The following is a 25779-nucleotide window of genomic DNA, read 5'->3' on the forward strand; positions in this document are numbered from 1 at the left end:
GGGCCTCGGCATATCCTGGGGCGATGACCATCCCCGCCCCGATCAGCGCTCAGCCCGGCGGCCGCCGGCTGCGCACGCTGGATCACTCCTCGAAGCTGAAGAACGTCCTCTACGAGATCCGGGGCGCCGCCCTGGAGGAGGCCGCCCGGCTCGAGGCCGCGGGGCACACGGTGCTCAAACTCAACACCGGCAACCCCGCCGTGTTCGGCTTCGAGGCGCCGTACCAGATCGTGCGCGACATGATCGCGGCGGTCCCCACCGCGCACGGCTACAGCGAGAGCCGCGGCATCCTGTCGGCGCGGCGCGCGATCGTCAGCCGCTATGAGGAAACGCCCGGCTTCCCGCTCGTTGACCCCGAGAACGTGTACCTCGGAAACGGCGTGTCCGAGCTCATCACGATGACGATGCAGGCCCTGCTCGATCAGGGCGACGAGGTGCTCATCCCCGCCCCGGACTACCCGCTCTGGACGGCCATGACGAGCCTGTCGGGCGGCACGCCCGTGCACTACCTGTGCGACGAGCAGAACGAGTGGCAGCCCGACCTCGAGGACATCCGCTCGAAGATCACCGACCGCACGAAGGCGATCGTCGTCATCAACCCGAACAATCCCACGGGCGCGGTGTACTCCCGCGAGACGCTGGAGGGGATCGCCGACATCGCGCGCGAGCACTCGCTGCTCGTGCTGAGCGACGAGATCTACGACCGCATCCTGTTCGACGGCGCCCAGCACATCCCCATGGCATCGGTCGCGCCCGACCTGCTGTGCCTGACGTTCAACGGCCTGTCCAAGACGTATCGCGTCGCCGGATACCGCTCGGGCTGGCTCGTGATCACGGGACCGCAGGATCACGCCAAGGGCTTCATCGAGGGCATCACGCTGCTCGCGTCCACCCGCCTGTGCCCGAACGTGCCCGCGCAGCATGCCGTGCTCGCCGCGCTGACCGGCGTGCAGACGATCGATGCGCTCGTGGCGCCGTCCGGCCGCCTGCACGAGCAGCGCGACGCGGCATGGGAGAAGCTGATGCAGATCCCGGGAGTCTCGTGCGTCAAGCCGCAGGGCGCGCTCTACGCGTTCCCGCGCCTGGATCCCGAGGTGCACGAGATCCGCGACGACGCCAAGCTGGTCTACGACTTGCTCGTCGCCGAGCGCATCCTGCTCGTGCAGGGCACGGGGTTCAACTGGGCGACGCCGGACCACCTGCGCATCGTCACGCTCCCCGAGGCGCGCGTGCTGACCGAGGCCGTCGAGCGGCTCGGCAACTTCCTGAGCTCCTACAAGCAGTAGCCGTCACGGCACGGGCGGCGAAGGGATCCGGGCTCACAGGATCGACAGGCTCGTCGCGCGCCAGCGGCTGTCCATGCCCTCCAGACGCATGGCGACCGCGCGCGTGCGCTGCGGCGTCTCGACGATGATCACGCCCTCCACGACGCCGTCCGCGGGAGACGAGTGCCGGATCGACCGGATCGCGTACACGGGGCGCAGGGCCGGCTGGCGGCGCGCACTCCGCGCGCGCACGGCCAACCCGGCGCGCGTCACGAGCGACCGATACGGCTCGTCCGTGAGCCAGCGCGCCAGCTGCTCGGGCTCGCGCACGCCCGCCAGCACCTCCAGCACGCCGCGGGTCAGGGCCGTCAGCAGCGGCTCGGGCTCCGGGAGCCGCTCGCTCGAGGTGTGCTGACGCGCGAAGTGCTCCTCGACATCGGCGAGCTTGCGCAGCGGAGGGTGCGCGGCGGCTGAGGACGGTCGCGGCGACGACAGCGGCTGGGACATCGAGACCCCCGGATGATCGGTGCGGAACGAGTCGCCAGTCCAGCACCGCGCGTCGCGGCGTCCGGAGTCGGCACGTATGTCCGTGGAGACGCAGGAGGACACAGGATCTGTGGACAGCCGCCACGGGGCCGCCGAGCCGTGCCCTACGCTCGGCCCGTGCGATGGGAGCGCTTCTTCGACGATCTGGAGGATCAGCTCGCCGCCGAATGGGAGGCCGAGCGAGCCGCCCTCGAATCGGAGGCCGAGCGGCTCCGGCTCGCGCGCGTCGATCTGCGCGCGCGGCTCGTCGGACTGGCGCGCGACGCCGAGGCGCCCCTCACGATCGAACTGGCGGACGGGCTGTGCGTCGAGGTGCGGATCTCCGCGGTCGGCGCCGACTGGATCGCGGCGGCGGAGCACGCGGGCGGGCACCGGCTGCTGCTTGCTCCGATCCCGGCGCTCCGCGCCGTGCAGGCCGCTCACGGCGACCTGCTGAGCAGCGCGCGCCCGGTCGAGCACGGCGATCGGCTCGCCGAGCGCGTCACGTTCGCGCTCGCGATGCGCGATCTCGCCCGCCGGCGCGTGGGCGTGGCGATCGGCACGGCGTCGGGGAGCGACGGCCCCTCCGGACGCATCCTGACGGGCACGGTCGATCGCGTCGGCGCGGACCACCTCGACCTCGCGCTGCACGATGCGGGTGCGCCGCGACGCGCCTCGGAGGTGCGCTCCTACCGCATGCTGCCGCTCGCCGCGATCGCCTGGGTGCGGATCGACGCGGCGGCCGGCGTGCCCGTCGTGTGAGAACCGGGGGCCTGTCGCCTCAGCGACTCCTGCCCCACAGCTCGGGGAAGCTCGCGGCGTTCGACTGCCGCCACAGCGCCATGCGACGTGCCTCCTCGACCTGGGCGTCGAGGTACTCGGCGACGCTGTCGTGCTCGACGCGCCAGCGCGCGGGCGAGCCGAGGCGCGCGCCGCGCAGCCGCCCGTCCTGCACCAGCTGAATGACCTCCTCCACGCGGATGCCCAGCAGCTCGGCGACCTGAGCGGGTGGCACGTGACGGCGTGGGGGATCGTCGACCATGCCCCCATTATGGGCGCCGCCTCCCGGGGTGGACGGGACGACATCCGGGCCTGTGGAGAACCTCGGTCGGGCCCCGGCGGATTTGCGACGATGCCTGCATGAGCACGATGACCGTCCCTCCGACAGGCACCGGCCGGGTGTCGTCCCCGGCGCCGCGTCCGACGCGCCGGGTGTGGGCCGACGCCCGCTTCGTGATCGGCCTCCTCCTGGTGACCGCCTCCATCGCGGGCGTGTGGTTCGTCGTCGGCGCGGCGCGGCAGACGGTGCCGGTGCTCGCGGCGTCGGGCACGCTCGTTCCCGGGCAGGCGATCACGGCGGCCGATGTGACGGTCGTCGAGGTCGCGCTCGGCCAGGCGCAGGATGCCTACGTCGCGCCCGAGGCGATCGGCGAGGGGCTCGTCGCGCTGCGGACCATCGGACAGGGCGAGCTGCTGCCCACGGGCGCCACGGGGTCGGCGGAACGCAGCGACCGCACGTCGGTCGTCGTCCGCAGCTCCGTCGACGTGCCGGCGGGCGTGGACCGCGGCGCGCTCGTGGAACTGTGGGAGACGCCGCCCGCGGAGGAGGCGGGCGCCTTCGAGGCCCCGCGCATCCTCGTCGCCGACGCCGTGGTGGCCCGCGTCACGCGGGAGGACGGCGTGATGGCGTCGGGCGGTGCGGCGCTCGAGCTCGTGGTCGATCGCGCCCGCGTGGCCGACGTGCTCGCGGCCGTCGCGGCGGGATCGGTGCTCTCCGCCGTGCCCACGGCGGGCGGCGGAGGAACGGCCCTCCCCGGGCCCACGACCACGGACGCTCCCGCCGGCGGCGCCGGAGCCGCCGAGGACGCGCCGACCGAGGACGCTCCCGCCGAGGAGGACGAAGGGTGATCGCGCTCGTCGTCGCCCCGCGCTCCGACGCCGAGCGGATCGCCGAGGAGCTGCGCGACGAGGGCGTCACGGTGCTCGCGCTCGCGGAGCCGGACGAGCTCGCGGCGGCGGACGAACCCGTCTCGGACCTCGCGACGCGCCTGGCGGAGGCGGACGCGCTCGTGCTCGCGGCCGGAGGAGCGCTGAGCGCGGCGCTCGTCGCGCACTGCGATCGGCACGGCGTGCGCATCGTGGTGCTCGCCGACCGGGCGGCCGACGTGCGCGCCGCGCGCGGCTTCGGCCTGACCGATCCGCTGCCCTCGGACGCGCCGGGGTGGCGGATCGTCGCGGCGGCACGGGGAGGCGGGATCGCCGAGGCCGCCGCCGAGGAGCGCGAGCGCGGCCGGATCGTCGTGGTGTGGGGCCCCGAAGGCGCGCCGGGTCGCACGACCCTCGCGATCGAGCTCGCCGTCGAGCACGCGCGCGCCGGCTCGCACGTGGCGCTGGTCGACGCGGACAGCCGCGCGCCGTCGCTCGCGATCGCCGCGGGGCTGGATGACGAGAGCCCGGGGTTCGCGGCCGCGTGCCGACAGGCGGAGTTCGGGCTGCTCGACGCGGGCGAGCTGCTGCGCGTGAGCGTTCCGCTCGGCGACCCGGATGGGCGCGTGGACGTGCTCACCGGCATCAACCGCGTCTCGCGCTGGCCGGAGCTGTCCGGGCCGCGCGTGGCGGCCGCGCTCGCGGTGATCCGCGACTGGGCGGACGTCGTGATCGTCGACGTCGCCTCCGCGCTGGAGGCGGACGAGGAGATCGTGAGCGACCTCGACGGACCGCGCCGCAACGCGGCGACGCTCGCGGCGCTGAGCGTCGCGGACCACGTGGTGGCCGTCGGCGCGGCGGACCCGGTCGGGCTCTCCCGCCTCGTGCGCGGCTATGCCGAGCTGCGTCACGTCGTGGGCGCGACGCCCGTGCGGGTCGTGGTCACCAGGCTGCGCTCGGGCCCGCTCGGCATCGATCCGCGCGGGCAGGTGCGTCGCGCGCTCGAGCGCTTCTCGGGTATCACGGAGGTCTCGTTCGTGCCTGACGACCGCCGCGCCGCCGACGCCGCCCTGCTCGCGGCGCGGCCCGTCGGCGAGGTCGCACCGCGGTCGGGGCTCAGCCAGGCCGTGCGCCGCCTGTCCGCCCAGCTGCGACCCCGCTCGGAAGCCCGGGAACTGCGCCCGGCGGTTCCCGGGGCCGGGCGGCTGCGGCGCCGCACGTTCCACGCGGACGGCGAGCCGGGAGCGGCGATCCTCGACACATAAGCTGGAGGCGTGTCGACCCTCAGTGACCTCGTCTACGCCCAGGGAATCGCGAGCGAGGCGGATGTCGAGTGGCTCCATCGCCTGGCCGGCGACGGACAGCTGCTCGCAGATCTGTCGTTCGCGGACATCGTGATGTGGGTGCCGGCATCCGACGACTCCTTCGTCGCCGTGGCGCACACGCGACCGGGCGGCGCGGCCACGCTGTTCTACCGCGACATCGTGGGGGAGCGGATCCGCCCGCAGTGGCAGGCGCAGGTGCGCGAGGCGTTCACGTCGCCCGGCATCATCGACTCCTCCAGCCCCGAGTGGTTCGAGGAGACGCCCACGCGCGTGCGCGCCGTGCCGATCGTGCGGAAGCTGGACGGCGAGCAGACCGTGATGGGCGTCCTGACCCGCCACACGAACCTGGGCGACGTGCGCGCGCCGTCGCGGCAGCAGATCACGTTCAACGACTGCGCCGACGACATCTTCCGGATGATCGCGACGGGCGACTTCCCCGACCTGTCGGCGCCGACCGGTCCGCGCCGGGGCGCGCCGCGCGCGGCCGACGGCCTCATCCGCCTCGACGTCGACGGCGTCGTCACGTTCGCGAGCCCCAACGCGCTGTCGGCGTTCAACCGCGTCGGCTTCGCGGACGAGCTCGAGGGCGAGGCGCTCGCCGAGGTGACGAGCCGGATCCTGCCCGCCTCGCGCGACATCGACGAGTCGCTGCCGGTCGTCGTGACGGGCCGCGCTCCGTGGCGCACCGACATCGAGGCGCGCGGCGTCACGGTGTCCCTGCGGGCGATCCCGCTGCGCGATCACGGCAACCGCACGGGTGCGATCGTGCTGTGCCGGGACGTCACCGAGCTGCGCCACCAGGAGCAGGAGCTGCTGACAAAGGACGCGACGATCCGCGAGATCCATCACCGCGTCAAGAACAACCTGCAGACCGTCGCGTCGCTGCTGCGCATCCAGGCCCGTCGCACCAAGTCGGAGGAGGCGCGCGAGTCGCTCACGCAGGCGATGCAGCGCGTCGCGGCGATCGCGGTCGTGCACGACACGCTGTCGGAGGGGCTGTCGCAGAACGTCGACTTCGACCAGGTGTTCGACCGCGTGCTGCGGCTGGTCGCCGAGGTCGCGGCCGCGCCGAACACGCTCGCCCACACGCACTCGATCGGGAAGTTCGGCGTGCTGCCGAGCGAGTACGCCACGCCGCTCGCGCTCGCGCTCACGGAGCTCGTGACCAACGCCGTCGAGCACGGCCTGAAGGGTCAGGAGGGCAAGGTCGAGATCATCGCCGAGCGCGACGAGGAGCAGCTCGTCGTGCGCGTGCGCGACTCCGGCAGCGGCCTGCCCGAGGGTACGGTCGGGCGCGGACTCGGCACGCAGATCGTGCGCACGCTGATCCAGGGCGAGCTCAGCGGCTCGATCGAGTGGCGCACGCTGAGCGGCGAGGAGCCGCCCGCGGGCGGGCAGATCGAGAGCGGCACCGAGGTGCTGATCGAGATCCCGCTGAAGTGGATCAAGCGATAGCCCGGACATGACAAGAGGCGCCCTCCGCGGAGGGCGCCTCTTGTCTGCTGTGATGCGGTTGCGGCTGTGGTGCCGTGCGCGGCGACTGCGGGTCAGCCGGCGCGGCGCGCGCGAGCGGCGCGGCGCTTGAGCGCGCGACGCTCGTCCTCGCTGAGGCCGCCCCACACGCCCGAGTCCTGACCGGTCTCGAGGGCGTACTGCAGGCAGACCTCGGTGACGGTGCACCGTGCGCACACGGACTTGGCCTTCTCGATCTGGTCGACTGCCGGGCCGGTGTTGCCGACCGGGAAGAAGAGTTCCGGGTCGACCGTCAGGCAGGCCGCCTTGTCGCGCCAATCCATGCTGATGCTCCTCGCAATGTGGTGGGGTTCGATTCGAGCGGAGGACGCTCGCTTTCGAGGGTGGGAAGCGCATCCATTCGGGTCGGATACGCTGGTCATGGCGTGAGCCTGGGCCCACGACCCACCACGTTGTGGGAAACATGCCGTTAACAATTTTGGTACAGCCGGGTGTCGAGCACAAGGGTCAATCTGCGCGCGCGCCTTCGAATCGTCTGTACGCCCACGAACCCGTGAGGAGAGTGCGATGCCTCGCCGGATCGCCCGGATCGCCGCCGTGCTGCTCGCGCTCGAGGCCGTCGGGATCCTCGCGCTCGCGGCCTGGCAGGTCGTCGCTCTCGCCGGTGCCGACACGACGGATCCCGTCAGCGCGATCGCGCTGATCGTGCTGACCCTGCTGGGGGCGGTCGCCGTCGCGGCGTTCGCCGCCGCGACCTGGCGGGGCCGGTCGTGGGGACGCTCGGGCGGCGTCGTGACGCAGCTGCTGATCGTGGCCGTCGCGGTCGGCGCTCTCTCGGGGGAGTTCCCCCATGTCGGCGTGGCCGTCGCGCTCGGCCTGCCCGCGGTGGCGGGACTCGTCCTGCTGTTCCTGGCCGCGCGCGAGGCGCACGCGCAGGATGCCGCGAGCGGCGGGGTCGCGCGCGAGGACTGAGTCAGCGCGAGGTCGGCGCCGCCGCCGGGACGGCGGTCGGCTCGCCCGCGAGGTGCCGGCCGAGGATCGCGGCCCCCGCGACGGCCGCCGGCATCACGACGATCGCGGCGCCCGGCACGAGGAAGCACACGTGCACGGCGACGCCGAAGCCGAGGACGCGCGTCCGGCTGCCCTTCAGGAGCGCGGCGCGGCGGCTCGCGTCGAGCCCGCGCGCGGTGAGTCCCCGCGATGCGAGCTCGTCCGCGATCACGCGGCCGTTCAGCAGCGCCCCGATGACGGCGCCCGCGACGCCGCCGACGACCGGCACGAGCGCCACGAGGCCCGCGCAGAGCGCCGAGAGCAGGCCCTTGCCGAACAGTCCGAGAGCATCGCCGATCGAGCTGCCGATCCCATACGGGGCGTCCGGCACGGAGCCGCCCAGGTCGCGCTCGACCGAGCGCCAGATCCGGTCGTAGAACGGCTCGCCCACCACGAGGGTGAGCGCGGCGAAGGTGGTGATCGCCAGCACGATCGCGCCGCCCATCAGGGCGATCGCCAGCAGCCATCGCAGGAGATCCGCCCACGGCGGGTCCCACGTGTCGGCGAACGGCGTGATCACCTCGAGCAGGCCCGGCAGGGCGAAACCGAGCCCGACGAGCGCGCCCGCCAGCACGAGTCCCACGATCGCGGCGGGGATGAGGCCCGCCGCCATCACGCCCGGATGATGCCGCCACCAGCCGAAGCCGGCGATCAGCGTCCGCACACCCCGCCCGAACTCGCGCACGCGTCCAGGATAGGCGGACGCGACGGGCCCGCCCGGCCGGCGTGAACCGAATGCGGGCGGTCGGGAATACCCGCGGCCGGGTCGCGTTTAAGTTGACAGAGCCTGACTCAAGTTCCAAACTTGATGCGACGGCACGCAACTTTGCGAATCCATTTCGGGAGGAGATCCGGGATGCCCGACACCCCATCGACTGGCGACTTCTTCGGCGCGAGCGCGTTCGACGAGTTCCTCGCCCGCTACCTGCAGGGCGAGCGTGCCCGCGCGGCGCGCTCGGTCGACCTGAGCCGCTACCTCAGCGCGCGCACGCAGGACCTGCTGCAGCGCGCCGGCCGCTTCGCGCTCGGCCGGGGCCAGCACGAGCTCGACGCGCTGCACGTGCTGCACGTCCTCACGGAGGACCGCGCGGTGTCGTCGGCCATCTCGCGCATCGGCGCGGACGCCCCCGCCGTCGCCGCCGCAGCCGAGCAGCGCCTGCCGCAGGCCGGCTCCGCCGTCGACGCCGAGGGGGCCGTCATCACCCCCGCGGTCCAGCGCGCCCTGTTCCATGCGTTCCAGGTCGCCCGCTCGTCGGGCTCGACCTACATCGACCCCGAGCACGTCTTCTTCGCGCTCGTGCTGGCGCAGGACACCCCGGCGGGGCAGATCCTGTCGACCGCCGGCATCACGGCGGAGGCGCTCACGCAGGGCATCCGCGAGACCGTCGCCCCGGAGAGCGCCGAGGCGCCGTCCGCGGCGCCGCAGGGCGGAGGCATGCTGGAGACCTACGGCACCGACCTCACGCAGCGGGCCCGCGACGGCCTGCTCGACCCGGTGATCGGGCGCGCGTCGGAGATCGAGCAGACGATCGAGATCCTCTCGCGCCGCACGAAGAACAACCCCGTGCTCGTCGGCGAGGCCGGCGTTGGCAAGACCGCCGTCGTCGAGGGGCTGGCGCGCGCGATCGTGGCGGGCGACGTGCCCGAGCAGCTGCGCGACAAAAGCGTGATCTCCCTCGACCTCGCGGCCATGCTGGCCGGCACGCGCTACCGCGGCGACTTCGAGGAGCGCCTGACGAAGACCGTCGAAGAGGTCGCGGAGCGCAAGGACGAGGTCATCCTGTTCATCGACGAGATCCACACGGTGGTCGGTGCGGGCGGCGGCGGCGAGGGCGCCATGGACGCGGGCAACATCCTGAAGCCCCGCCTGGCGCGTGGTGAGCTGCACCTCGTCGGCGCGACGACGCTCAAGGAGTACCGCACGATCGAGAAGGACGCCGCGCTCGAGCGGCGCTTCCAGCCCGTGCGGGTGGGCGAGCCCTCCGTGGCGGACGCGATCGAGATCCTGCGCGGTCTGCGCGCGGCGTACGAGGAGCACCACCGCCTGACCTACACGGACGAGGCGCTGCGCGCCGCGGTGGAGCTGAGCGACCGGTACCTGACGGAGCGCGTGCTTCCCGACAAGGCGATCGACCTGATCGACCAGGCCGGTGCCCGCCTGCGGCTGCGTCTCGGCGCCCCGGCCGACGTGAGCGCGCTCATGGAGCGCCTCGGCACGCTCGAGTCCGAGAAGAACTCGGCCGTGGCGGCGGAGCGCTACGAGGAGGCGTCGCGCCTGCGCGACGAGATCGCCGACGTCCAGCGCCGCATCGAGGAGGCGACCGCCACCGCATCCGCGGGGTCCGCGGTCGTCGACGAGCCCGAGATCGCGGCGGTGGTGAGCCGCGCCACGGGCATCCCCGTCGCGCGCCTGACCGAGTCCGAGCGCGAGCGTCTGGCCACGCTGGAGGACGAGCTGCACGGGCGCGTGATCGGGCAGGACGACGCCGTGACGGCGGTCGCCAAGGCCGTGCGCCGCAGTCGCACGGGCATGGGCGACGCCCGCCGCCCGGTCGGATCCTTCCTGTTCCTCGGCCCGACCGGCGTGGGGAAGACCGAGCTGGCGAAGGCGCTCGCGTCGAGCCTGTTCGACGACGAGGGCGCGATCGTCCGGTTCGACATGAGCGAGTTCGGCGAGCGGCACACGGTCGCTCGTCTGGTCGGCGCCCCTCCGGGATACGTCGGCTACGACGAGGCCGGCCAGCTCACCGAGCGCGTGCGTCGCAACCCGTACTCGATCGTGCTGTTCGACGAGATCGAGAAGGCGCACCCCGACGTGTTCAACCTGCTGCTGCAGGTGCTCGACGACGGGCGCCTGACCGACGGCCAGGGCCGCACGGTGGACTTCCGCAACACCGTGATCGTCATGACCTCGAACCTCGGATCGGAGTTCCTCGCCTCGCGTGCGGGCGCCATCGGCTTCACGTCGGGCGGCCGCGAGTTCGACGACGAGGACCTGCGCGCCCGGGTGATGGGGCGGCTGCGCGAGTCGATGCGGCCGGAGTTCCTGAACCGGATCGACGAGATCGTGCTGTTCCGCAAGCTCGAGAAGGAGCAGCTGCACGATATCGTCTCGCTCATGCTGGGCGCGACGCGCGCGCGGCTGGACGCGCGGGAGGTCGCCCTCGACGTCACGCCCGCCGCGATCGACTGGCTCGCCGAGCGCGGCTACGAGCCCGAGTACGGCGCGCGCCCGCTGCGCCGGCTGATCCAGCGCGAGGTCGACGACCGGATCGCCGACCTGTTCGTGACGGGAGCGCTCGCGGACGGCGGGTCCGTGCGGGTGGACGCGCGCGACGATCAGCTGATCGTCGAGGCGGCATCGCTCGCGATCGCGGCCTGACAGACGCGAAACCTCGAAGCCCCGGGAGCCGTCGGCTCCCGGGGCTTCGCCGTGTCCGCCGGGCGTGCCACGATGCCGTCATGGAACAGCGGATCAGCTTCATCACGCTCGTGGTGGCGGACGTCGAGGCCAGCCGGAGGTTCTACGCGGACGGCCTCGGCTGGGAGCCCGAGATGCATGTCGCCGGGGAGGTGCTCATGCTGCGGATGGGGGAGCGGCTCATCCTGTCGCTGTGGGACCGGATGGCCGCCGAGCACGAGATCGGCCCCGTCGTGACGGGCGGCACGCCGCCCGTCACCCTCGCGCACAACCTGCCGGACGAGGAAGCGGTCGACGCCGTGCTGGCAGAGGCCCGCGCGGCGGGTGCGGAGATCGTCGCCGAGCCGCGCAGGCGCGAGTGGGGCGGGTACTCGGGGTACTTCGCGGATCCGGACGGCTACCGCTGGGAGATCGCGTGCAACCCCGGCCCGATCGGCCAATCGGTGCTGTGACCCACGCGTGCGCCCTGGTCGCGCGGCTCACGCATGCGGCCAGGCGGCGAGGGCCCGGTCGATCGCCTTCCGGGTGGCGGCGCTCGTGCGCTCGACGAGCTCGGCCTCCGGCGCGCGCGGCGCCTTCGCCGAGCGGGGCGGCACGCGCCACGTGCCCACCACGACGCCGTCGACGAGCACCGCGGGGCGGAAGACGCCGTTGTTGCCCGGCACCTGCGCGGCGAGCATCTCGGGCGTCGCGACGAGCGACCGGTCGGCGTAGCCGAGGATCCACTCGTCGAACGCCGGCACGAGCGTGACGCCCGACGGCTGCGGGACGTCCGGCTCGCCGATCACCCAGGCGGGGACGCCTTCGACGGTCACGACCGTCAGGTCCTCGATCCGGGCGGCGACCTGGCGTACGAGCGTCTTCGGCAGCTTGAGCCACCACGCGGCGTCGTCCGCCGTCACCGGGCCGCGGGCCCGGATGTAGCCGCGCACCACGCGGACGAGGTCGTCCGGATCCGCCTCGGTCTCACCCGTCGGTACGAGCTGCTGGTCCGTTCCGGCGAACGGGCCCCAGTGGACCAGCCCCTCGACCGAGAGGTGGAACAGCAGGTGGTAGCCGCGCCCCGCGTCGGTCGGGATGCCCGCCTCCTGCCACAGCGCGAGCGCCTCGGCACGCGTGCGCGGACGATCCTGCAGCGCGTCGAGCAGGACGCCGCGGGCCCGGCCGATCACCGCCTCCCCGAGCTCGAGCTGCTCGCGCCGCCGCGCGGTAGAGCGTCGCGTGCGCTCGCCCGTGTGGTGCAGGATCGCCGCGAGATGCGCGGGCGTCGTGGCGAACAGCGTGCCGCGCATGGGCCAGGAGCGCACGAGCTCGCCGGCGTCGAACGCCGCCCGCACGTCGTCGAGCGTCGTGCCGGGGCGCGAGCGGATCGCGATCGCCCGCAGCACGCCCGGCAGATCCTGCCCCTGCAGGGCGACCGCCCGGGTGACGACCTCGGTGGGGGAGAGGTCCGATCCGCCGAGCAGCTGGGCGGCGTGGCGCAGCCGCCGGGCCTCGGTCGCGGTGAGTTCCACGAGCTCACGCTAGCGCCGGCCGCCGACACGGGTGACAGGATCGGAGCATGGATCTGCAGCGCGTCTCCGTCGGCATCGCCGCGTCCGCCGGGCCCGACGCGGCTCGGCGCATCGCTCCGCTCATCGAGGCCGCGGGGCTCGGCGCCCTGTGGGTCAACGAGACGCCGGGGCACAACGCGCTCGAGGTCGTGGCCGCCGCGGCGGAGGTCACCTCGGCGATCCGGATCGCGACCGGCGTGATCCCCGTCGACCGCAGGCCCGTCGCGGAGCTGCGGGACGACCTCGCGCGGCTCACGCTGCCGGCGGACCGGCTGACGCTCGGCGTGGGGTCGGGAGCGGCGCGCGGCGGCGTGCTCCGGCTGATGCGCGACGCGATCGACGGGCTGCGCGCGGGGGGAGTGACCGACGTCGTGCTCGGGGCGCTGGGACCGAAGATGCGCCGACTCGCGGCCGAGCGCGCCGACGGCGTCGTGCTGAACTGGCTGACGCCCGACGCGGCGTCGGCGCAGGCCGCGGAGCACCACGCGACGGACGCCCGAGGCCGCGTCGCGCTTTACGTGCGCACAGCGGCGGACGCGGCGGCGCTGCCGCGGCTCGAGGAGGAAGCCGGACGCTACGGCCGGATCCCGTCGTATGCGGCGAACTTCGCCCGGCTCGGCTTCGGGCCGCTCGACACCGTCATCCGGCCCGGCGAGGCGCACGAGCGCGTCGCCGCGTACCTCGACGCCGTCGACGAGGTCGTGCTGCGGGCGGTCGCCCCCGCGGACGGTCCGGACGACTACGCGCGCTTCGTCGAGGACGTGACCGCCGCGATCCGGTGACGCGTCCGCTGTGCGGACCCCCGGCTCGCGATCGGTCCCGCGCCCGCGGGCGCCGGCGGGGCGCCGGCCCCCGGGTGGCGCGACGAAGCCGCCCCGGGGAGCGGACCCCCGGGACGGCTTCTCGTATGGCCCGCTCGCCGCGGATCAGCGGCGCGCCGCGTACTGCTCGCGGATCACCGCGCGCGTGTCGGGGGCGGGCTCCGCCGAGAGCGACACGGGCCAGTCCGGACGTTCGCCGGTCAGGGCCCAGGCCGCCTGCACCGCGGCGCCCGCCGCCACGTACTCGCCGGGCACCGGGACCACGACCGGCGCGTCGAACACCTGAGCGGCGATCGCGGCGACCGCCGGGTTCTGGGCCGCGCCGCCCACCAGCAGGATCCGCTCCGCCGTCACGCCGTGCGATCGCACGGCGTCGAGGCCGTCGGCGAGGCCCGAGAGCATGCCCTCCAGCGCGGCGCGCGCGAGGTTCTCGCGCGTCGTCGAGGCGAGCGTCATGCCGAACAGCGTCGCGGTCGCGTCCGGCAGGTTCGGCGTGCGCTCGCCCTCGAAGTAGGGCTGCAGCACGAGGCCCGCCGCCCCGGGCTCGGCGGCGAGCGCGAGGCGACCGAGCTCTCCGTGGTCGACGCCGAGCAGGCGGGCGATCTGGTCGAGCACGCGCGCCGCGTTGAGTGTGGCGACGAGCGGCAGATACAGGCCCGACGCGTCGGCGAAGCCCGCGACGGCCCCGCTCGCATCGTGCACCGGCGCATCCGTCACGGCGAACACCGTGCCGGACGTGCCGATCGACACCACGACGTCACCCGACGCAGCGCCGAGACCGAGCGCCGCCCCGGCGTTGTCGCCGCAGCCGGGCGCGATCACGAGACCGTCCGCGAGCGATCCGGATCCGCCAGTGACGGACTGGGACGGGCCGAGCACGCGAGGCAGGACGATCTCGCTCGCGTCGCGACGGAGCGCGAGCGAGAGCAGCTCGCGGTCATAGGTGCCGGACGCCGCGTCGAAGTAGGCCGTGCCGCTGGCGTCCGAGCGGTCGGTCACGAGCTCGTCGAGAACCGGACCGAGCGGCGACGCCCCGGCGGGGCCGTAGCCGCGCAGGCGCCAGGTCAGCCAGTCGTGGGGCAGCGCCACGGCCGCCACGCGAGCGGCGTTGGCGGGCTCGGCGTCGGCGAGCCAGCGCAGCTTGGTGGCGGTGAAGGACGCGACGGGCACGACGCCCGTGCGGCGCGCGAACTCCTCGGCGCCGACCTCGGCCGTGAGGTCGGCCGCGGCCCCCGCCGAACGGGTGTCGTTCCACAGCAGGGCGGGGCGGATGACGCGGCCGTCGACGTCCAGCGCGACCATGCCGTGCTGCTGGCCGCCGACGGAGATCGCCGCCACGTCCGCGAGACCACCGGCCTCGGCGACGGCGCTGCGGAGCGCGTCCCACCACGCGGCCGGATCGACCTCGGTGCCCTCCGGGTGGGTCGCCCGCCCGGCGCGGACGACCTCACCCGAGTCGAGGTCGCGGACGACGACCTTGCAGCTCTGCGTCGACGAGTCGACGCCCGCGACCAGCCGGCGCTCGGCCGTGACCGAGTCCTGCGACATGTCAGCCGCGCGCGCCGAGCAGGTGCTCGGTCGCGAGCTGCTGCAGGCGCACGAAGCCGAAGCCCTTGCCGCCGAAGTAGGCGTCGGCGTCGAAGTCCTCGAACGCCGAGCGGTCGGCGACGAGGTCGGCGACCGTCTCGCCCTCGTTCAGGGTGGGCACGGCGAGCTCGTCGACGCGGGCGGCCTTCAGCGCCTCCTGCACCTCGGGGTCGGCGCGGAACGCCTGGGCCCGCTCCTTGAGCAGCAGGTACGTGCGCATGTTCGCCTGCGCCGACTCCCACACGCCCGTCTCGTCCTCGGTGCGCGAGGGCTTGTAGTCGAAGTGACGCGGGCCGTCGTAGGCGGGGCCGCCGTTCGGGCCGCCGTTCTCCAGCAGGTCGACGAGCGCGAACGCGTTGTGCAGGTCGCCGTGTCCGAACACGAGGTCCTGGTCGTACTTGATGCCGCGCTGGCCGTTGAGGTCGATGTGGTAGAGCTTGCCGTGCCACAGCGCCTGGGCGATGCCCGCCTGGAAGTTCAGGCCCGCCATCTGCTCGTGGCCGACCTCCGGGTTCAGGCCCACGAGCTCGGGGTGGTCGAGCTCGTTGATGAACGCGAGCGCGTGGCCGACGGTCGGCAGCAGGATGTCGCCGCGGGGCTCGTTGGGCTTCGGCTCGATCGCGAAGCGGATGTCGTAGCCCTTGTCCAGGACGTACTGACCGAGGAAGTTGAAGGCCTCCTTGTAGCGCTCGAGCGCGACGCGGACGTCCTTGGCCGAGTCGTACTCGGCACCCTCCCGGCCGCCCCACGCGACGTACGTCTGCGCGCCGAGTTCGGCGGCGAGGTCGAGGTTGCGCAGCAGCTTGCGCAGCGCGAAGCGACGGACGTCGCGGTCGTTCGACGTCAGGCCGCCGTCCTTGAACACCGGGGCGCTGAAGAGATTGGTCGTCGCCATCGGGACGACGAGCCCCGTGTCGGACAGCGCCTGCTTCAGGCGGTCGATCTGCGTCTGGCGCTCGGCGTCCGTCGAGCCGAAGGCGAACAGATCGTCGTCGTGGAACGTCAGGCCGTAGGCGCCGAGCTCGGCGAGCTTCTCGACCGCGTGCACCACGTCGAGCGCGGGGCGGGTCGGGCCGCCGAACGGGTCGGCGCCGGTGTAGCCGATGGTCCAGAGGCCGAAGGAGAACTTGTCGTCCTTGGTGGGCGTGAGCGACATGGTGTGCAGACCCGCTTTCAGCGTCGTCGGTGAATTGTTGCGGTAGCGAACATATCATCCGTCGACGTGGCCCGCAACGCGACACGAGCGACCCGCGCGGCCGCGTCCCGCTAACGTCGAGCCATGTCCCCGAGCACATCGCCCGCCGCGCCCGCGCACGTCCGCCGCGCGCACGGCACGGGGCTCGTCGCGGCGCTCACGTTCGACGACGGCCCCGACCCGCGCGCGACCCCGCGGCTGCTCGATCTGCTGCGCGCGCACGGAATCCGCGCGGTGTTCGCGGTCGTGGGGGAGTGCATCCTGCGACCGGGCGGCGCGGACCTCCTGCGGCGCACGGTCGCCGAGGGGCACGTGCTGTGCAATCACTCGACGTCCTTCGCCGACATGGGCGACTGGGCGGCCGATCGCGTGCGCGCCGATCTGCAGGAGAACCTGCGTCTCATCCGCGAGGTCGTCGGCCCCGTGCCCGTCCCGTTCTGGCGCGCGCCGAACGGCAGCTGGGGCGTGACCGCCGAGGTGGGGGCGGACCTGGGCATGCGCCCGCTCGCCGTGACCAACACGATCCGCGACTGGGAGACGCAGGACGTCGGGGTCCTCACGGCGCGCCTGCGCGAGGCGATGCGGCCCGGAGAGCTGGTGCTCGCGCACGACGGCGGCGGCGACCGGAGCGGCACGGTCGCGGCGGTCGAGATCGTCCTCGCCGAGCGCCTGGCCGCCGGATGGCGCTTCACGCTTCCCGTCGGCTGCTGATCAGCCGAGCAGCAGGTACAGCGCCCCGGCGATCGTCAGCACGATCACGATGCGCTCGAACGTGCGCTGATCCATCCTGTCCAGAAGCGCGCGCCCGATGAAGGCGCCGGCCACGACGCCCGGCACGAGCAGCAGATCCATCAGGACCGTCGGGACGTCGATGATGCCGAGCCCGATCGAGAACGGCAGCTTCGCGAGGTTGATGCCCGCGAAGAACCACGCGGTCGTGCCCAGGAACGCCCGCATGGGGAACTTCGCCGCGAGGAAGTACATGGTCATGACCGGGCCGCCCGCGTTCGCCACCATCGTGGTGAACCCGCCGAGCGTGCCGTAGGCGGCGGCTGCGATCCGGCCGGTCTGCGCCTCCTCGGCCGCGGCTCGCCGTCGTCGCCACAGCGTCACGCCGATCACGAGCAGCAGGATCGCGCCGATCACGCGGCGCGTGCCCGTGTCCGAGGCGAAGGCGAGGAACACCGACCCCAGGACGAGGCCCGCCAGCACGGCGGGGATGAGCGGCAGCAGGGCGCGCAGGCGGGCGTGGCGGCGGTGCACCCAGAGCGCGAACGCGTCGCCCACGATCAGCAGCAGGAGCAGCGCTCCCGTCGAGGCCCGTGCCGGAAGGACCGCCGCGAACAGCGCGATGGCGAGCGTGTTGACTCCGGGCAGCGCGGTCTTCGACACCCCGACCGCGACCGCGCCGACCGCGAGCGCGCTCCACGCCAAGGCGGACAGTTCGGGCATCCGCCCAGGCTATCGGGGGTCAGATCGTGACATCGCGGGAGACGTCGCCCGCCGAGACCCGGTAGTCGCCCTTCCATCCCTCGATGCGCACGCGACCCTCGGCGTCGGTGCGCAGCGTGCTCGGCGCCAGCCACCACTCGCCGCGGATGAGCGCGTGCAGGCGGTCGTAGGCGGGCTTCCGGCTCCCGTCCGCACGCAGCAGCCCGATCGGGGCTCCGAGCCATGCTCCGGCATCCGTGATGCCCCAGTAGGTGATCGCCTCGACCGCGGGATGCCCCGCCAGCGTGCGATAGAGCCGCTCGATCTCGTCGGCCTGCCGCTCCTCGCCCTCGGGCGTCGAGGGCCAGGAGTCGACCACGAAGTCGTTCAGATCCTCGATCTCGGGCGGCATCAGGTCTCCCGACACGAGGCTCGTCTCGGTGAAGTGCAGGGGCAGACCGAAGCGCGCGAAGCGATCCGCGATCTCCAGGAGCTGCTCCTCGCCGCGGAACCCCTGGTGCATGTGCGTCTGGAGGCCGATCGCGTCGATGCGGACGCCGGCATCCAGCGCGTCGGCGATCACGCGCTCGTAGCGCTCCGACAGGTCGAAGTCGTTGATCAGCAGCGTCGCATCCGGGTTCGCCGCCCGGGCGGTGTCGAACGCGAGCCGCACAATGCCCGTACGGCCGAGCTCGCGGGCGAGGCGGGACACGGCGTTGGGCACGCCGTCCGGCTCGTTGACGAAGTCCGGCATGATCGCCACCTCGTTGATGGCGTCCCACGTGTCGACAAGGCCCGCGAAGTCGGTCGCCTCGCGGGCGATCCGCGCGCGCACCACGCGCTCCACCTCGTCCGAGGGCAGTGCGTCGAGCCAGGTGGCCTTGACCGTGTGCCACACGAGCGGGTGGCCCTTCACGCGCACGCCGCGCTCGGTGAACCAGCGGGCGGCGGCGAGCAGACGGGCGGTGCGCGGGTGACCCCGCTCGGGCTCGAACTGACCCCAGTAGAAGGGCAGCGTTGCGGTGTCGAACAGCGCGAGCCAGTCGTTCGCGAGCGCCGTCAGGTCGGCCTCGCCGTTCGCGTGGGGCACGAGCTCGAAGCCGATGTTGCCGAAGCCGAACGCGTGCCGCACCTGCTCGACGACGACGTCCCGATGGGCGAGCGGCGCGCCCGTGGCGTCGGTGAGCGCGACGACGACGGATCCGACGCGCGGGTTCACGAGCGCTCCGCCGCGCGCGTCGAGTCGCGCACGACGAGCTCGGTGGGCATGCGGATGTGCTCGCTGGGCCCGCCGCCCAGCATCGACAGCAGCAGGTGCACGGCCGAGGCGCCCATCTCGAGGAGCGGCTGCCGGATGGTCGTGAGGCCCGGCCTGCCGGCCGCGGCGGTGGGCAGGTCGTCGAAGCCGACGACGGACAGGTCGTCGGGCACGCGCAGCCCGCGCGCCGTCGCGACGCGGACGACCTCCAGGGCGGTGACGTCGTTGGCGGCGAAGACCGCGGTCGGGCGGTCGTCGCGGCTCAGCATCGCGTCGGCGGCCGCGGTCGCCATCGCGGCCCGGTACCCGCCGTCCAGGATCAGGCCCTCGTCGACAGGGATGCCCGCCGCCGCGAGCGCGTCGCGGTAGCCGGCCTCGCGCTGCTGCGCGGAGACGAGGTCCGTGCGGCCCCGCAGGTGTGCGATCCGCCGATGGCCGAGCGCGATGAGATGCTCGGTGGCCGTCCGCGCGCCGCCGACGTTGTCGGTGTCGATGACCGCGGGACCCGTCGGACCCGTGTGCGGGTCGAGCGCGACGACGGGCACCGAGGCGTCGTCGATCGCGACCGTGGGGGTCACGATGATCGCGCCGTCGACGAGCGTGCCGCCGAGCCTCGAGAGCGAGCGCCGCTCCCAGCCCGCGTGCTCGCCGAGTGAGACGCTGCCGGCATAGGCGAGGATGTCGTACGGCGTCTCCTGCAGGGCCGAGGAGATGCCCTCGAGCAGCTGCAGCGCGAACGGCTCGAACTCCGCGACGAGGACGCCGATCACCTGCGTGCGCTGCTTGCGCATGGACGACGCGATCAGCGAGGTCTCGTAGCCGAGCTGGTCGACGATCCCCAGCACGCGAGCGCTCGTCGCGGCCGCGATCCCGTCCCGTCCGTTGACCACCTTCGAGACCGTGGCGACCGAGACGCCGGCCGCGATCGCGACGTCCTTGATCGTGACGCGCCGAGACGGCGTCTGCTCTCCGAGGATCACGCTCACTGTCTACTCCCCTTGCCGTGAACCCCGGGGAGGGCTCGCGGCGGTCGCGCAGCGGAGCCGGGCCTCCTCGCAGGGTGCTGTCAGCGTACCGCGTCGAAAACGTTATCGATAACGTTTGACGGAACCGGAAACAAATGTCATCGTGGTCTCCGACGCGCCTGGAGGACCCGACAACACCGTCGGGCGGGTCGTCCCTTACTCAACGAAGAGGAGAAACGCTCATGAGCGTTCGCAAGGCATGGGCCGCCGGCGCGGCTGCGGCCGCAGTCGTCACCCTGGCTTTGGCCGGCTGCACCACGAGCACGGCCCCGTCCGGTGGCGAGAGCAACGGCGGCGGCGAGGGCGAGCCCAGCGTTCTGACGATCTGGCAGAACTCGACCACCGGTCCGGGACAGGCTTACTGGCGTGAGGCGACCGCCGCCTACACGGAGGAGCACCCCGAGGTCACCTTCAAGATCGAGGACATCCAGAACGAGCAGATGGACGGCAAGCTGCAGACCGCCGTCCAGTCGAAGGAGATGCCCGACATCTTCATGGCGCGCGGCGGCGGCAAGCTGGCCGACGTGGTGAAGGCGGGCATGGTGAAGGACCTCACCGACCTCGTCAGCGACGACGTCAAGGCCGACTACGGCGACGCCCCGTTCGCCGCGTTCTCGGTCGAGGGCAAGATCTACGGAGTCCCCACCGCGGTGCTTCCCGGCGGTGTCTTCTACAGCAAGGACCTGTTCGAGCAGGCCGGCATCACCGAGACGCCCACGACGATCGACGAGCTCAACGAAGCCGTCGACAAGCTCAAGGAAGCCGGCATCGACCCGATCGCCGTGGGCGCGAAGGATGCATGGCCCGCCGCGCACTGGTACTACTGGTTCGCCCTGCGCTCCTGCAGCGAGGACACGCTGCTCAACATCGCCACGACCAAGGACTTCAGCGACCCGTGCTGGCTGGAGGCCGCCGAGCAGCTCGAGGAGTTCATCGGCACCGAGCCCTTCAACCAGGGCTTCCTGACGACGCCGGCGCAGAGCGTCGCGAACTCGTCGGCCGGCCTCATCGCCAACCACAAGGCCGCCATGGAGGTCATGGGCGGCTGGAACGTGGGCGTGATCGCCGATCTGACACCGGACAAGAAGCCGCTGCCCGACCTGGGCTGGTTCCCCTTCCCGGCCGTGGAGGGCGGCGAGGGCGACCCGGCCGCGATGATGGGCGGCGTCGACGGATTCTCCTGCTCGGTCGACTCGCCGTCGTCCTGCGAGGACTTCCTGAACTTCATCGCGTCGCCCGAGTGGCAGGACAAGTACGCGAAGGCGTACTCCGCCGTCCCGGCCTCCACCGAGGCGCAGAAGGCCGTGAAGGGTGAGGTCGAGAACACCTTCCTCGCGGCATACCAGGAGTCGCCGTACATGGCCATGTGGCTCGACACGCTGCTCGGTCAGAACGTCGGCACCGCCCTCAACGACGGCGTCGTGAAGATGTTCGCCGGTGACGGCTCCGCTCAGGCCGTGATCGACGACGTCGCCAAGGCCGCCGAGCGCGACTGACAACTCGTGTTCCGGGTCGGCCCGCGAGAGCGGGCCGACCCGGACACGACGTCCCGAACCACGACTCAAGGACGGGTTTCACAGAACATGAGCACGACTCAGACCGCTCCCGCGGCGGGGAGGACGGCCTCGACCTCGGCCCCGGTCGCGCGAGGCGAGGCGTCGGGCCCGCCGGCGCGCCGCCGACGCACGGACTGGCGCAAGAGGGGTGAGATCGCTCTCCTCTCCGGACCGGCGATCCTCCTCTTCGTCGCCTTCGTCATCTTCCCCGTCTTCCTCGGCGCCTTCTACAGCTTCTTCAAGTGGGACGGTGTGGGCGCGCTCGAATGGAACGGGCTGCAGAACTACCTGTGGATCCTCGAGGACCCCGAGTTCCGCGACGCTGTCGGCCACAACTTCGGCGTCGTCATCGCCTCGATCCTCCTGCAGGGCCCGCTCGCGATCCTGTTCGCGCTGGTCATGAATCAGAAGATCAAGGGTCGCTCCTTCATCCGCATCATGATCTTCGTCCCCTACGTGATCAGCGAGGTCGTGGTGGGTCTTGCGTGGAGCATGCTCATGCAAGACACGGGTGCCATCAACCAGCTGTTCGGGCTCGACATCTCCTGGCTGTCCGACCCCAGCATCGCCTTCTGGTCCCTGATGATCATCATCACCTGGAAGTACATCGGCTTCGCGGTGATCCTCATGCTCGCGGGCATGCAGTCGATCCCGGAGGAGCTCTACGAGGCGGCGGCTATCGACGGTGCGAGCTTCTGGAAGATGCAGTGGAGCATCACGCTTCCGCTGCTGGGACCCACCATCCGGATCTGGGCCTTCCTGTCGATCATCGGCTCACTGCAGCTGTTCGACCTCGTTTTCATCGTCTGGGGCCGCATCGCGCCGAGCGCGGGCGTGCACACGATGGCGTTCTACATGTACACCGAGGGTCACCTTTCGGGGGAGTACGGGTTCGGCTCGGCCGTGGCGGTGCTTCTGTTCCTCATCTCCCTCACCGTCGGTCTCATCTATCAGCGCTTCGTGCTGCGTCGCGACATCGCCGGCGCGCTGACCGACGGCCCCGGAAAGGACGAGAAGTGAGCCTGAATACCTCCGTCGCCATCACCCCGGTGAACAAGCGCACGCTCAAGCCCAAGGAGCACGTCAAGTGGGGCAGCCCCGGCGTCTACCTCGCGGCGATCGTCCTCGTCACGATCTGCATCACGCCGGTGCTCTACGTCATCATCGGCGGCTTCCGAGACAACGCGCAGTTCACGACCGACCCCGCGGGTTTCCCCAACCCGTGGAACCCGGACAACTACATCAACGTCCTCACCGGATCGAACTTCTGGCCCGCGCTCATCAACTCGCTCATCGTCGGCCTCGGCACGGCACTCGGCACGGTCGCCCTCGGCCTGATGGCCAGCTACGTGATGGCGCGCTACAACTTCACCGGCAAGGCCCAGATGTACTCGCTGTTCGCGGCCGGCCTGATGTTCCCCATCACCGTGGCGATCACGCCGCTGTACATCATGGTGCGCTCGCTCGGACTGGTGAACACCCACCTCGGTCTGATCCTGCCTCAGATCGCCTTCGCCCTGCCGACGACCATCATCATCCTCGTGCCCTTCCTGAAGGCGATCCCGATGGAGCTCGAGGAGGCCGCGGCGATCGACGGCACGGGGCGCCTCGGGTTCTTCTTCCGCATGGTGCTGCCGCTCAGTCTGCCCGGAGTGGTCACCACGGGCATCCTGGCGTTCGTCGGCTCGTGGAACGGGTACCTGCTGCCGCTGTTCCTGCTCGGATCGGACAAGTACACGCTGCCCCTCGCCGTGCAGAATGCGGCGACGTCGCAATACGCGTCCGACGCGGCGATGATCCTGGCGTACACGTCGCTGTCGATGCTGCCCGCACTGATCTTCTTCAGCCTCTTCGAGCGCCGCATCGTGGGCGGGCTCACGGGCGCCGTCAAGGGCTGAGCCGCACCGCTCGGTCCGCACCACCCCCTTCTTTTGGAGACATCCATGTCCCTTGACACCCCTGTCCGCAGCGCCGCGCCCGCGTTCCCCGAGGCCTCCGAGCGCGTGCGCGCGCTGCTGGCCGAGATGACGCTCGAGGAGAAGGCCGCGCAGATCGTCGGCTACTGGCTCGACCAGGGCGGCGAGGTCGTCGCCCCGATGGCGGACGAGATGGGCACGGCGAAGGACGGCCGCACGCTCGCCGACATCACGAAGGACGGCCTCGGCCAGTACACCCGCGTGTACGGCACGCGCCCGGTCGAGCCGGCGGAGCGCGCGGCCTGGCTGTGGAACGAGCAGCGCCGTCTCAAGCGCGAGACGCGTCTCGGCATCCCCGCGCTCGTGCACGAGGAGTGCCTGACCGGCCTCGCGGCCTGGAAGGCGGCGACCTTCCCCACGCCGCTGGCCTGGGGCGCGTCGTTCGATCCGGAGCTCGTGGCGGAGATGGGCGCGCTGATCGGCGAGTCGATGCGCGACCTCGGCATCCACCAGGGCCTCGCGCCCGTGCTCGACGTGATCCGCGACCCCCGTTGGGGTCGGGTCGACGAGTGCATCGGGGAGGATCCGTACCTCGTCGGCACGGTCGGCACGGCGTACGTCCAGGGCCTGCAGTCGACCGGCGTGCACGCCACGCTCAAGCACTTCCTCGGCTACTCGAACTCGCGCGCAGGCCGCAACCACGCGCCGGTTCACGCGGGGCCCCGCGAGGTCGCGGACGTGTTCCTGCCGCCGTTCGAGATGGCGATCCGCGACGGTGGCGTGAAGAGCGTCATGAACAGCTACGCCGAGATCGACGGCGTTCCCGTGGCGTCCAACGCCGACCTGCTGACGACGCTGCTGCGCGAGAAGCTCGGCTTCGACGGCGTCGTGGTCGCGGACTACTTCGCGATCGCCTTCCTCGAGGTCATGCACGCGGTGGCCGCCGACCGCGGTGAGGCCGCCGAGCAGGCGCTCACGGCGGGCATCGACGTCGAGCTGCCCTCGGGCGACGCCTACCTCGCACCTCTCGTGGAGCGCGTGCGCTCGGGACAGCTGGACGAGGTCTACCTCGATCGCGCGGTGATCCGCGCCCTCACGCAGAAGGAGGAGCTCGGTCTGCTCGAGCCCGGCGCCTTCGAGGACGAGGCGCCCGCCGAGATCGATCTCGACAGCGCCCGTCACCGCGCCGTCGCGCTGCGCCTGGCCGAGGAGTCGGTCGTGCTGCTGGCCAACGACGGCGCGCTGCCGCTCGCGGCGGACGCGCGGCGCGTGGCCGTGATCGGCCCCAACGCCGATCGTGCCGCCGCGCTGCAGGGCTGCTACTCCTTCGCGAACCACGTGCTCGCCCACCACCCGGATCACGAGATCGGCTTCGAGATCCCGACCGTGCGCGAGGCGCTCGCCGCCGCCCTGCCGGAGGCCGAGATCGTCTTCGCCGCGGGCGCCGAGGTGGAGGGGGACGACCGTTCGGGCTTCGCGGAGGCCGTGTCGGCCGCGCAGGGGGCGGACGTCGCCGTCGTCGTGGTCGGAGACCAGGCGGGCCTGTTCGGCCGCGGCACGGTGGGCGAGGGCAACGACGTCGAGTCGCTCGACCTGCCCGGCGTGCAGCGCGAGCTGGTCGAGGCGGTGGTCGCGACCGGCACCCCGGTCGTGCTCGTGCTGCTCACCGGTCGGCCGTACGCGGTCTCGTGGGCGCTCGACGGCGACCAGCCGCGTCCCGCAGCCGTGCTGCAGGCGTTCTTCCCTGGGGAGGAGGGCGGTCCCGCGATCGCCAACGTGATCACGGGCCGCACCGCGCCCTCGGGCCGCCTGCCGATCAGCCTGCCGCGCTCGTCGGGCTCGTCGCCGTACAGCTATCTGCACCCGGTGCTCGGCGGTCCTTCCGACGTGACGTCGACCGACTCGACCCCGCTGCGCCCCTTCGGCTTCGGCCTGACCTACACGTCGTTCGCGTACGCCGACCTCGAGGTCGCCGCCGCCGCGCCGACGGACGGCCGATTCGAGGCCGCCGTGACGGTGACGAACACGGGCGACGTGGCCGCGACGGACGTCGTGCAGCTGTACGCCCGGGACGTGGTCGGCTCGGTCACGCGCCCGGTCGCCCAGCTGCTGGGCTACGCCCGCGTGGCGCTGGAGCCCGGCCAGTCGCGCCGCGTCGTGTTCGACGTGCCGACCCAGCGCCTGTCGTTCACCGACCGAAGCCTCACCCGCATCGTCGAGCCCGGCGAGGTCGAGGTGTGGGTGGGCTCGCACGCCGAGGCGTCCGCGAAGGCCGCGAGCCCCGAGGAGACGACGGGCGGCGTCATCTCGAACGAGAAGGCGCGCGGCACGCGTGTGATCCCCGGCGACGCGACGCCCCGCGCGGTGCTCGTTCTCACGGGCGACGTGCACGCGGTGACGCCCGACGATGCCCGCATCGTCGCGGTCCGCGTCGACTGAGGGCAGCGATCCC

The 25779-nt window shown here is 72.4% G+C and carries 24 protein-coding genes; 14 read left to right on the top strand and 10 right to left on the bottom strand.

Annotated elements, in window-relative coordinates:
- Positions 1 to 23 precede the first annotated feature (23 nt).
- Positions 24 to 1286: a pyridoxal phosphate-dependent aminotransferase gene (locus BJP60_RS04415; RefSeq protein ID WP_269467743.1), complete on the top strand. Its 1263-nt coding sequence runs from the start codon at positions 24 to 26 to the stop codon at positions 1284 to 1286.
- 33 nt (positions 1287 to 1319) lie between these two features.
- Here BJP60_RS04415 and BJP60_RS04420 read toward each other — a convergent pair whose 3' ends face one another.
- Complete coding sequence (locus BJP60_RS04420) at positions 1320 to 1772, bottom strand: Rv3235 family protein (RefSeq protein WP_238439556.1); 453 nt, start codon at positions 1770 to 1772, stop codon at positions 1320 to 1322.
- A 156-nt stretch (positions 1773 to 1928) separates the two neighbouring features.
- On the opposite strand from BJP60_RS04420, the gene BJP60_RS04425 reads away from it, so the two are divergent.
- Positions 1929 to 2552, top strand: coding sequence for a hypothetical protein (locus BJP60_RS04425; RefSeq protein WP_203137831.1), 624 nt, complete (start codon positions 1929 to 1931; stop codon positions 2550 to 2552).
- A gap of 19 nt (positions 2553 to 2571) precedes the next feature.
- Here the strand turns inward: BJP60_RS04425 and BJP60_RS04430 are convergent, their stop codons facing one another.
- Entirely contained in the window at positions 2572 to 2832 is a 261-nt protein-coding gene (locus tag BJP60_RS04430) for a helix-turn-helix domain-containing protein (protein ID WP_203137832.1), read from the bottom strand.
- Positions 2833 to 2930: 98 nt separating this feature from the next.
- Between BJP60_RS04430 and BJP60_RS04435 the strand changes: the two genes are divergently transcribed.
- From BJP60_RS04435 to BJP60_RS04445, 3 genes are read left to right on the top strand one after another with little or no spacing between them, the layout of a single operon-like run.
- A complete protein-coding gene (locus BJP60_RS04435) occupies positions 2931 to 3698 on the top strand; it encodes an SAF domain-containing protein (protein ID WP_203137834.1) in 768 nt (255 codons plus the stop codon).
- On the top strand, positions 3695 to 4981 hold the full coding sequence (locus tag BJP60_RS04440; protein WP_203137835.1) for an AAA family ATPase: 1287 nt from the start codon (positions 3695 to 3697) through the stop codon (positions 4979 to 4981). Before BJP60_RS04435 ends, BJP60_RS04440 begins: the two co-directional genes overlap by 4 nt.
- 9 nt (positions 4982 to 4990) lie before the next feature.
- Positions 4991 to 6496, top strand: a complete 1506-nt coding sequence (locus BJP60_RS04445; protein WP_203137836.1) for a sensor histidine kinase — start codon at positions 4991 to 4993, stop codon at positions 6494 to 6496.
- Between the two features lie 92 nt (positions 6497 to 6588).
- On the opposite strand, the gene BJP60_RS04450 is transcribed toward BJP60_RS04445, so the two are convergent.
- On the bottom strand, positions 6589 to 6837 hold the full coding sequence (locus BJP60_RS04450; protein WP_029152980.1) for a WhiB family transcriptional regulator: 249 nt from the start codon (positions 6835 to 6837) through the stop codon (positions 6589 to 6591).
- Between the two features lie 244 nt (positions 6838 to 7081).
- On the opposite strand from BJP60_RS04450, the gene BJP60_RS04455 reads away from it, so the two are divergent.
- On the top strand, positions 7082 to 7486 hold the full coding sequence (locus BJP60_RS04455) for a histidine kinase (RefSeq protein ID WP_203137837.1): 405 nt from the start codon (positions 7082 to 7084) through the stop codon (positions 7484 to 7486).
- A gap of 1 nt (position 7487) precedes the next feature.
- Here the strand turns inward: BJP60_RS04455 and BJP60_RS04460 are convergent, their stop codons facing one another.
- Positions 7488 to 8249, bottom strand: coding sequence for an EI24 domain-containing protein (locus BJP60_RS04460; RefSeq protein ID WP_238439557.1), 762 nt, complete (start codon positions 8247 to 8249; stop codon positions 7488 to 7490).
- Between the two features lie 171 nt (positions 8250 to 8420).
- On the opposite strand from BJP60_RS04460, the gene BJP60_RS04465 reads away from it, so the two are divergent.
- Entirely contained in the window at positions 8421 to 10946 is a 2526-nt protein-coding gene (locus BJP60_RS04465) for an ATP-dependent Clp protease ATP-binding subunit (RefSeq protein WP_203137838.1), read from the top strand.
- Positions 10947 to 11026: 80 nt separating this feature from the next.
- On the top strand, positions 11027 to 11437 hold the full coding sequence (locus tag BJP60_RS04470; protein ID WP_203137839.1) for a VOC family protein: 411 nt from the start codon (positions 11027 to 11029) through the stop codon (positions 11435 to 11437).
- A 27-nt stretch (positions 11438 to 11464) separates the two neighbouring features.
- On the opposite strand, the gene BJP60_RS04475 is transcribed toward BJP60_RS04470, so the two are convergent.
- Entirely contained in the window at positions 11465 to 12499 is a 1035-nt protein-coding gene (locus BJP60_RS04475; protein WP_203137840.1) for a winged helix DNA-binding domain-containing protein, read from the bottom strand.
- Positions 12500 to 12546: 47 nt separating this feature from the next.
- Between BJP60_RS04475 and BJP60_RS04480 the strand changes: the two genes are divergently transcribed.
- A complete protein-coding gene (locus BJP60_RS04480; RefSeq protein ID WP_203137841.1) occupies positions 12547 to 13320 on the top strand; it encodes an LLM class flavin-dependent oxidoreductase in 774 nt (257 codons plus the stop codon).
- Between the two features lie 144 nt (positions 13321 to 13464).
- Here the strand turns inward: BJP60_RS04480 and xylB are convergent, their stop codons facing one another.
- Together xylB and xylA are read right to left on the bottom strand one after the other, a co-directional pair.
- Positions 13465 to 14907 (bottom strand): xylulokinase, encoded by a 1443-nt coding sequence (gene xylB, locus BJP60_RS04485; RefSeq protein WP_203137842.1) that lies wholly within the window; start codon positions 14905 to 14907, stop codon positions 13465 to 13467.
- A 1-nt stretch (position 14908) separates the two neighbouring features.
- Complete coding sequence (gene xylA / locus BJP60_RS04490; RefSeq protein WP_203137844.1) at positions 14909 to 16102, bottom strand: xylose isomerase; 1194 nt, start codon at positions 16100 to 16102, stop codon at positions 14909 to 14911.
- A 123-nt stretch (positions 16103 to 16225) separates the two neighbouring features.
- On the opposite strand from xylA, the gene BJP60_RS04495 reads away from it, so the two are divergent.
- Positions 16226 to 16852 (top strand): polysaccharide deacetylase family protein, encoded by a 627-nt coding sequence (locus BJP60_RS04495; protein WP_203137846.1) that lies wholly within the window; start codon positions 16226 to 16228, stop codon positions 16850 to 16852.
- On the opposite strand, the gene BJP60_RS04500 is transcribed toward BJP60_RS04495, so the two are convergent.
- The 3 genes from BJP60_RS04500 to BJP60_RS04510 are packed head-to-tail and all read right to left on the bottom strand — an operon-like array spanning position 16853 to position 19816.
- Positions 16853 to 17593, bottom strand: a complete 741-nt coding sequence (locus tag BJP60_RS04500) for a sulfite exporter TauE/SafE family protein (protein WP_203137848.1) — start codon at positions 17591 to 17593, stop codon at positions 16853 to 16855.
- Between the two features lie 19 nt (positions 17594 to 17612).
- Positions 17613 to 18791: an endo-1,4-beta-xylanase gene (locus BJP60_RS04505; RefSeq protein WP_203137850.1), complete on the bottom strand. Its 1179-nt coding sequence runs from the start codon at positions 18789 to 18791 to the stop codon at positions 17613 to 17615.
- Positions 18788 to 19816: a LacI family DNA-binding transcriptional regulator gene (locus BJP60_RS04510; protein ID WP_238439558.1), complete on the bottom strand. Its 1029-nt coding sequence runs from the start codon at positions 19814 to 19816 to the stop codon at positions 18788 to 18790. The genes BJP60_RS04505 and BJP60_RS04510 overlap by 4 nt, the downstream gene beginning before the upstream one ends.
- A gap of 221 nt (positions 19817 to 20037) precedes the next feature.
- Here BJP60_RS04510 and BJP60_RS04515 point away from each other — a divergent pair, with 221 nt between their 5' ends.
- The 4 genes from BJP60_RS04515 (at position 20038) to BJP60_RS04530 (ending at position 25766) form a co-directional block, all read left to right on the top strand.
- Positions 20038 to 21351, top strand: coding sequence for an extracellular solute-binding protein (locus BJP60_RS04515; RefSeq protein WP_203137852.1), 1314 nt, complete (start codon positions 20038 to 20040; stop codon positions 21349 to 21351).
- A gap of 87 nt (positions 21352 to 21438) precedes the next feature.
- Positions 21439 to 22431, top strand: coding sequence for a carbohydrate ABC transporter permease (locus tag BJP60_RS04520; protein ID WP_203137853.1), 993 nt, complete (start codon positions 21439 to 21441; stop codon positions 22429 to 22431).
- A complete protein-coding gene (locus BJP60_RS04525) occupies positions 22428 to 23309 on the top strand; it encodes a carbohydrate ABC transporter permease (RefSeq protein WP_442923399.1) in 882 nt (293 codons plus the stop codon). Before BJP60_RS04520 ends, BJP60_RS04525 begins: the two co-directional genes overlap by 4 nt.
- A gap of 45 nt (positions 23310 to 23354) precedes the next feature.
- Positions 23355 to 25766 (top strand): glycoside hydrolase family 3 N-terminal domain-containing protein, encoded by a 2412-nt coding sequence (locus BJP60_RS04530; RefSeq protein WP_203137855.1) that lies wholly within the window; start codon positions 23355 to 23357, stop codon positions 25764 to 25766.
- Positions 25767 to 25779: the final 13 nt, after the last annotated feature.

Origin of the sequence: Microbacterium sp. JZ31, from assembly GCF_016805985.1 — a bacterium.
Taxonomy (GTDB): Bacteria; Actinomycetota; Actinomycetes; order Actinomycetales; family Microbacteriaceae; genus Microbacterium.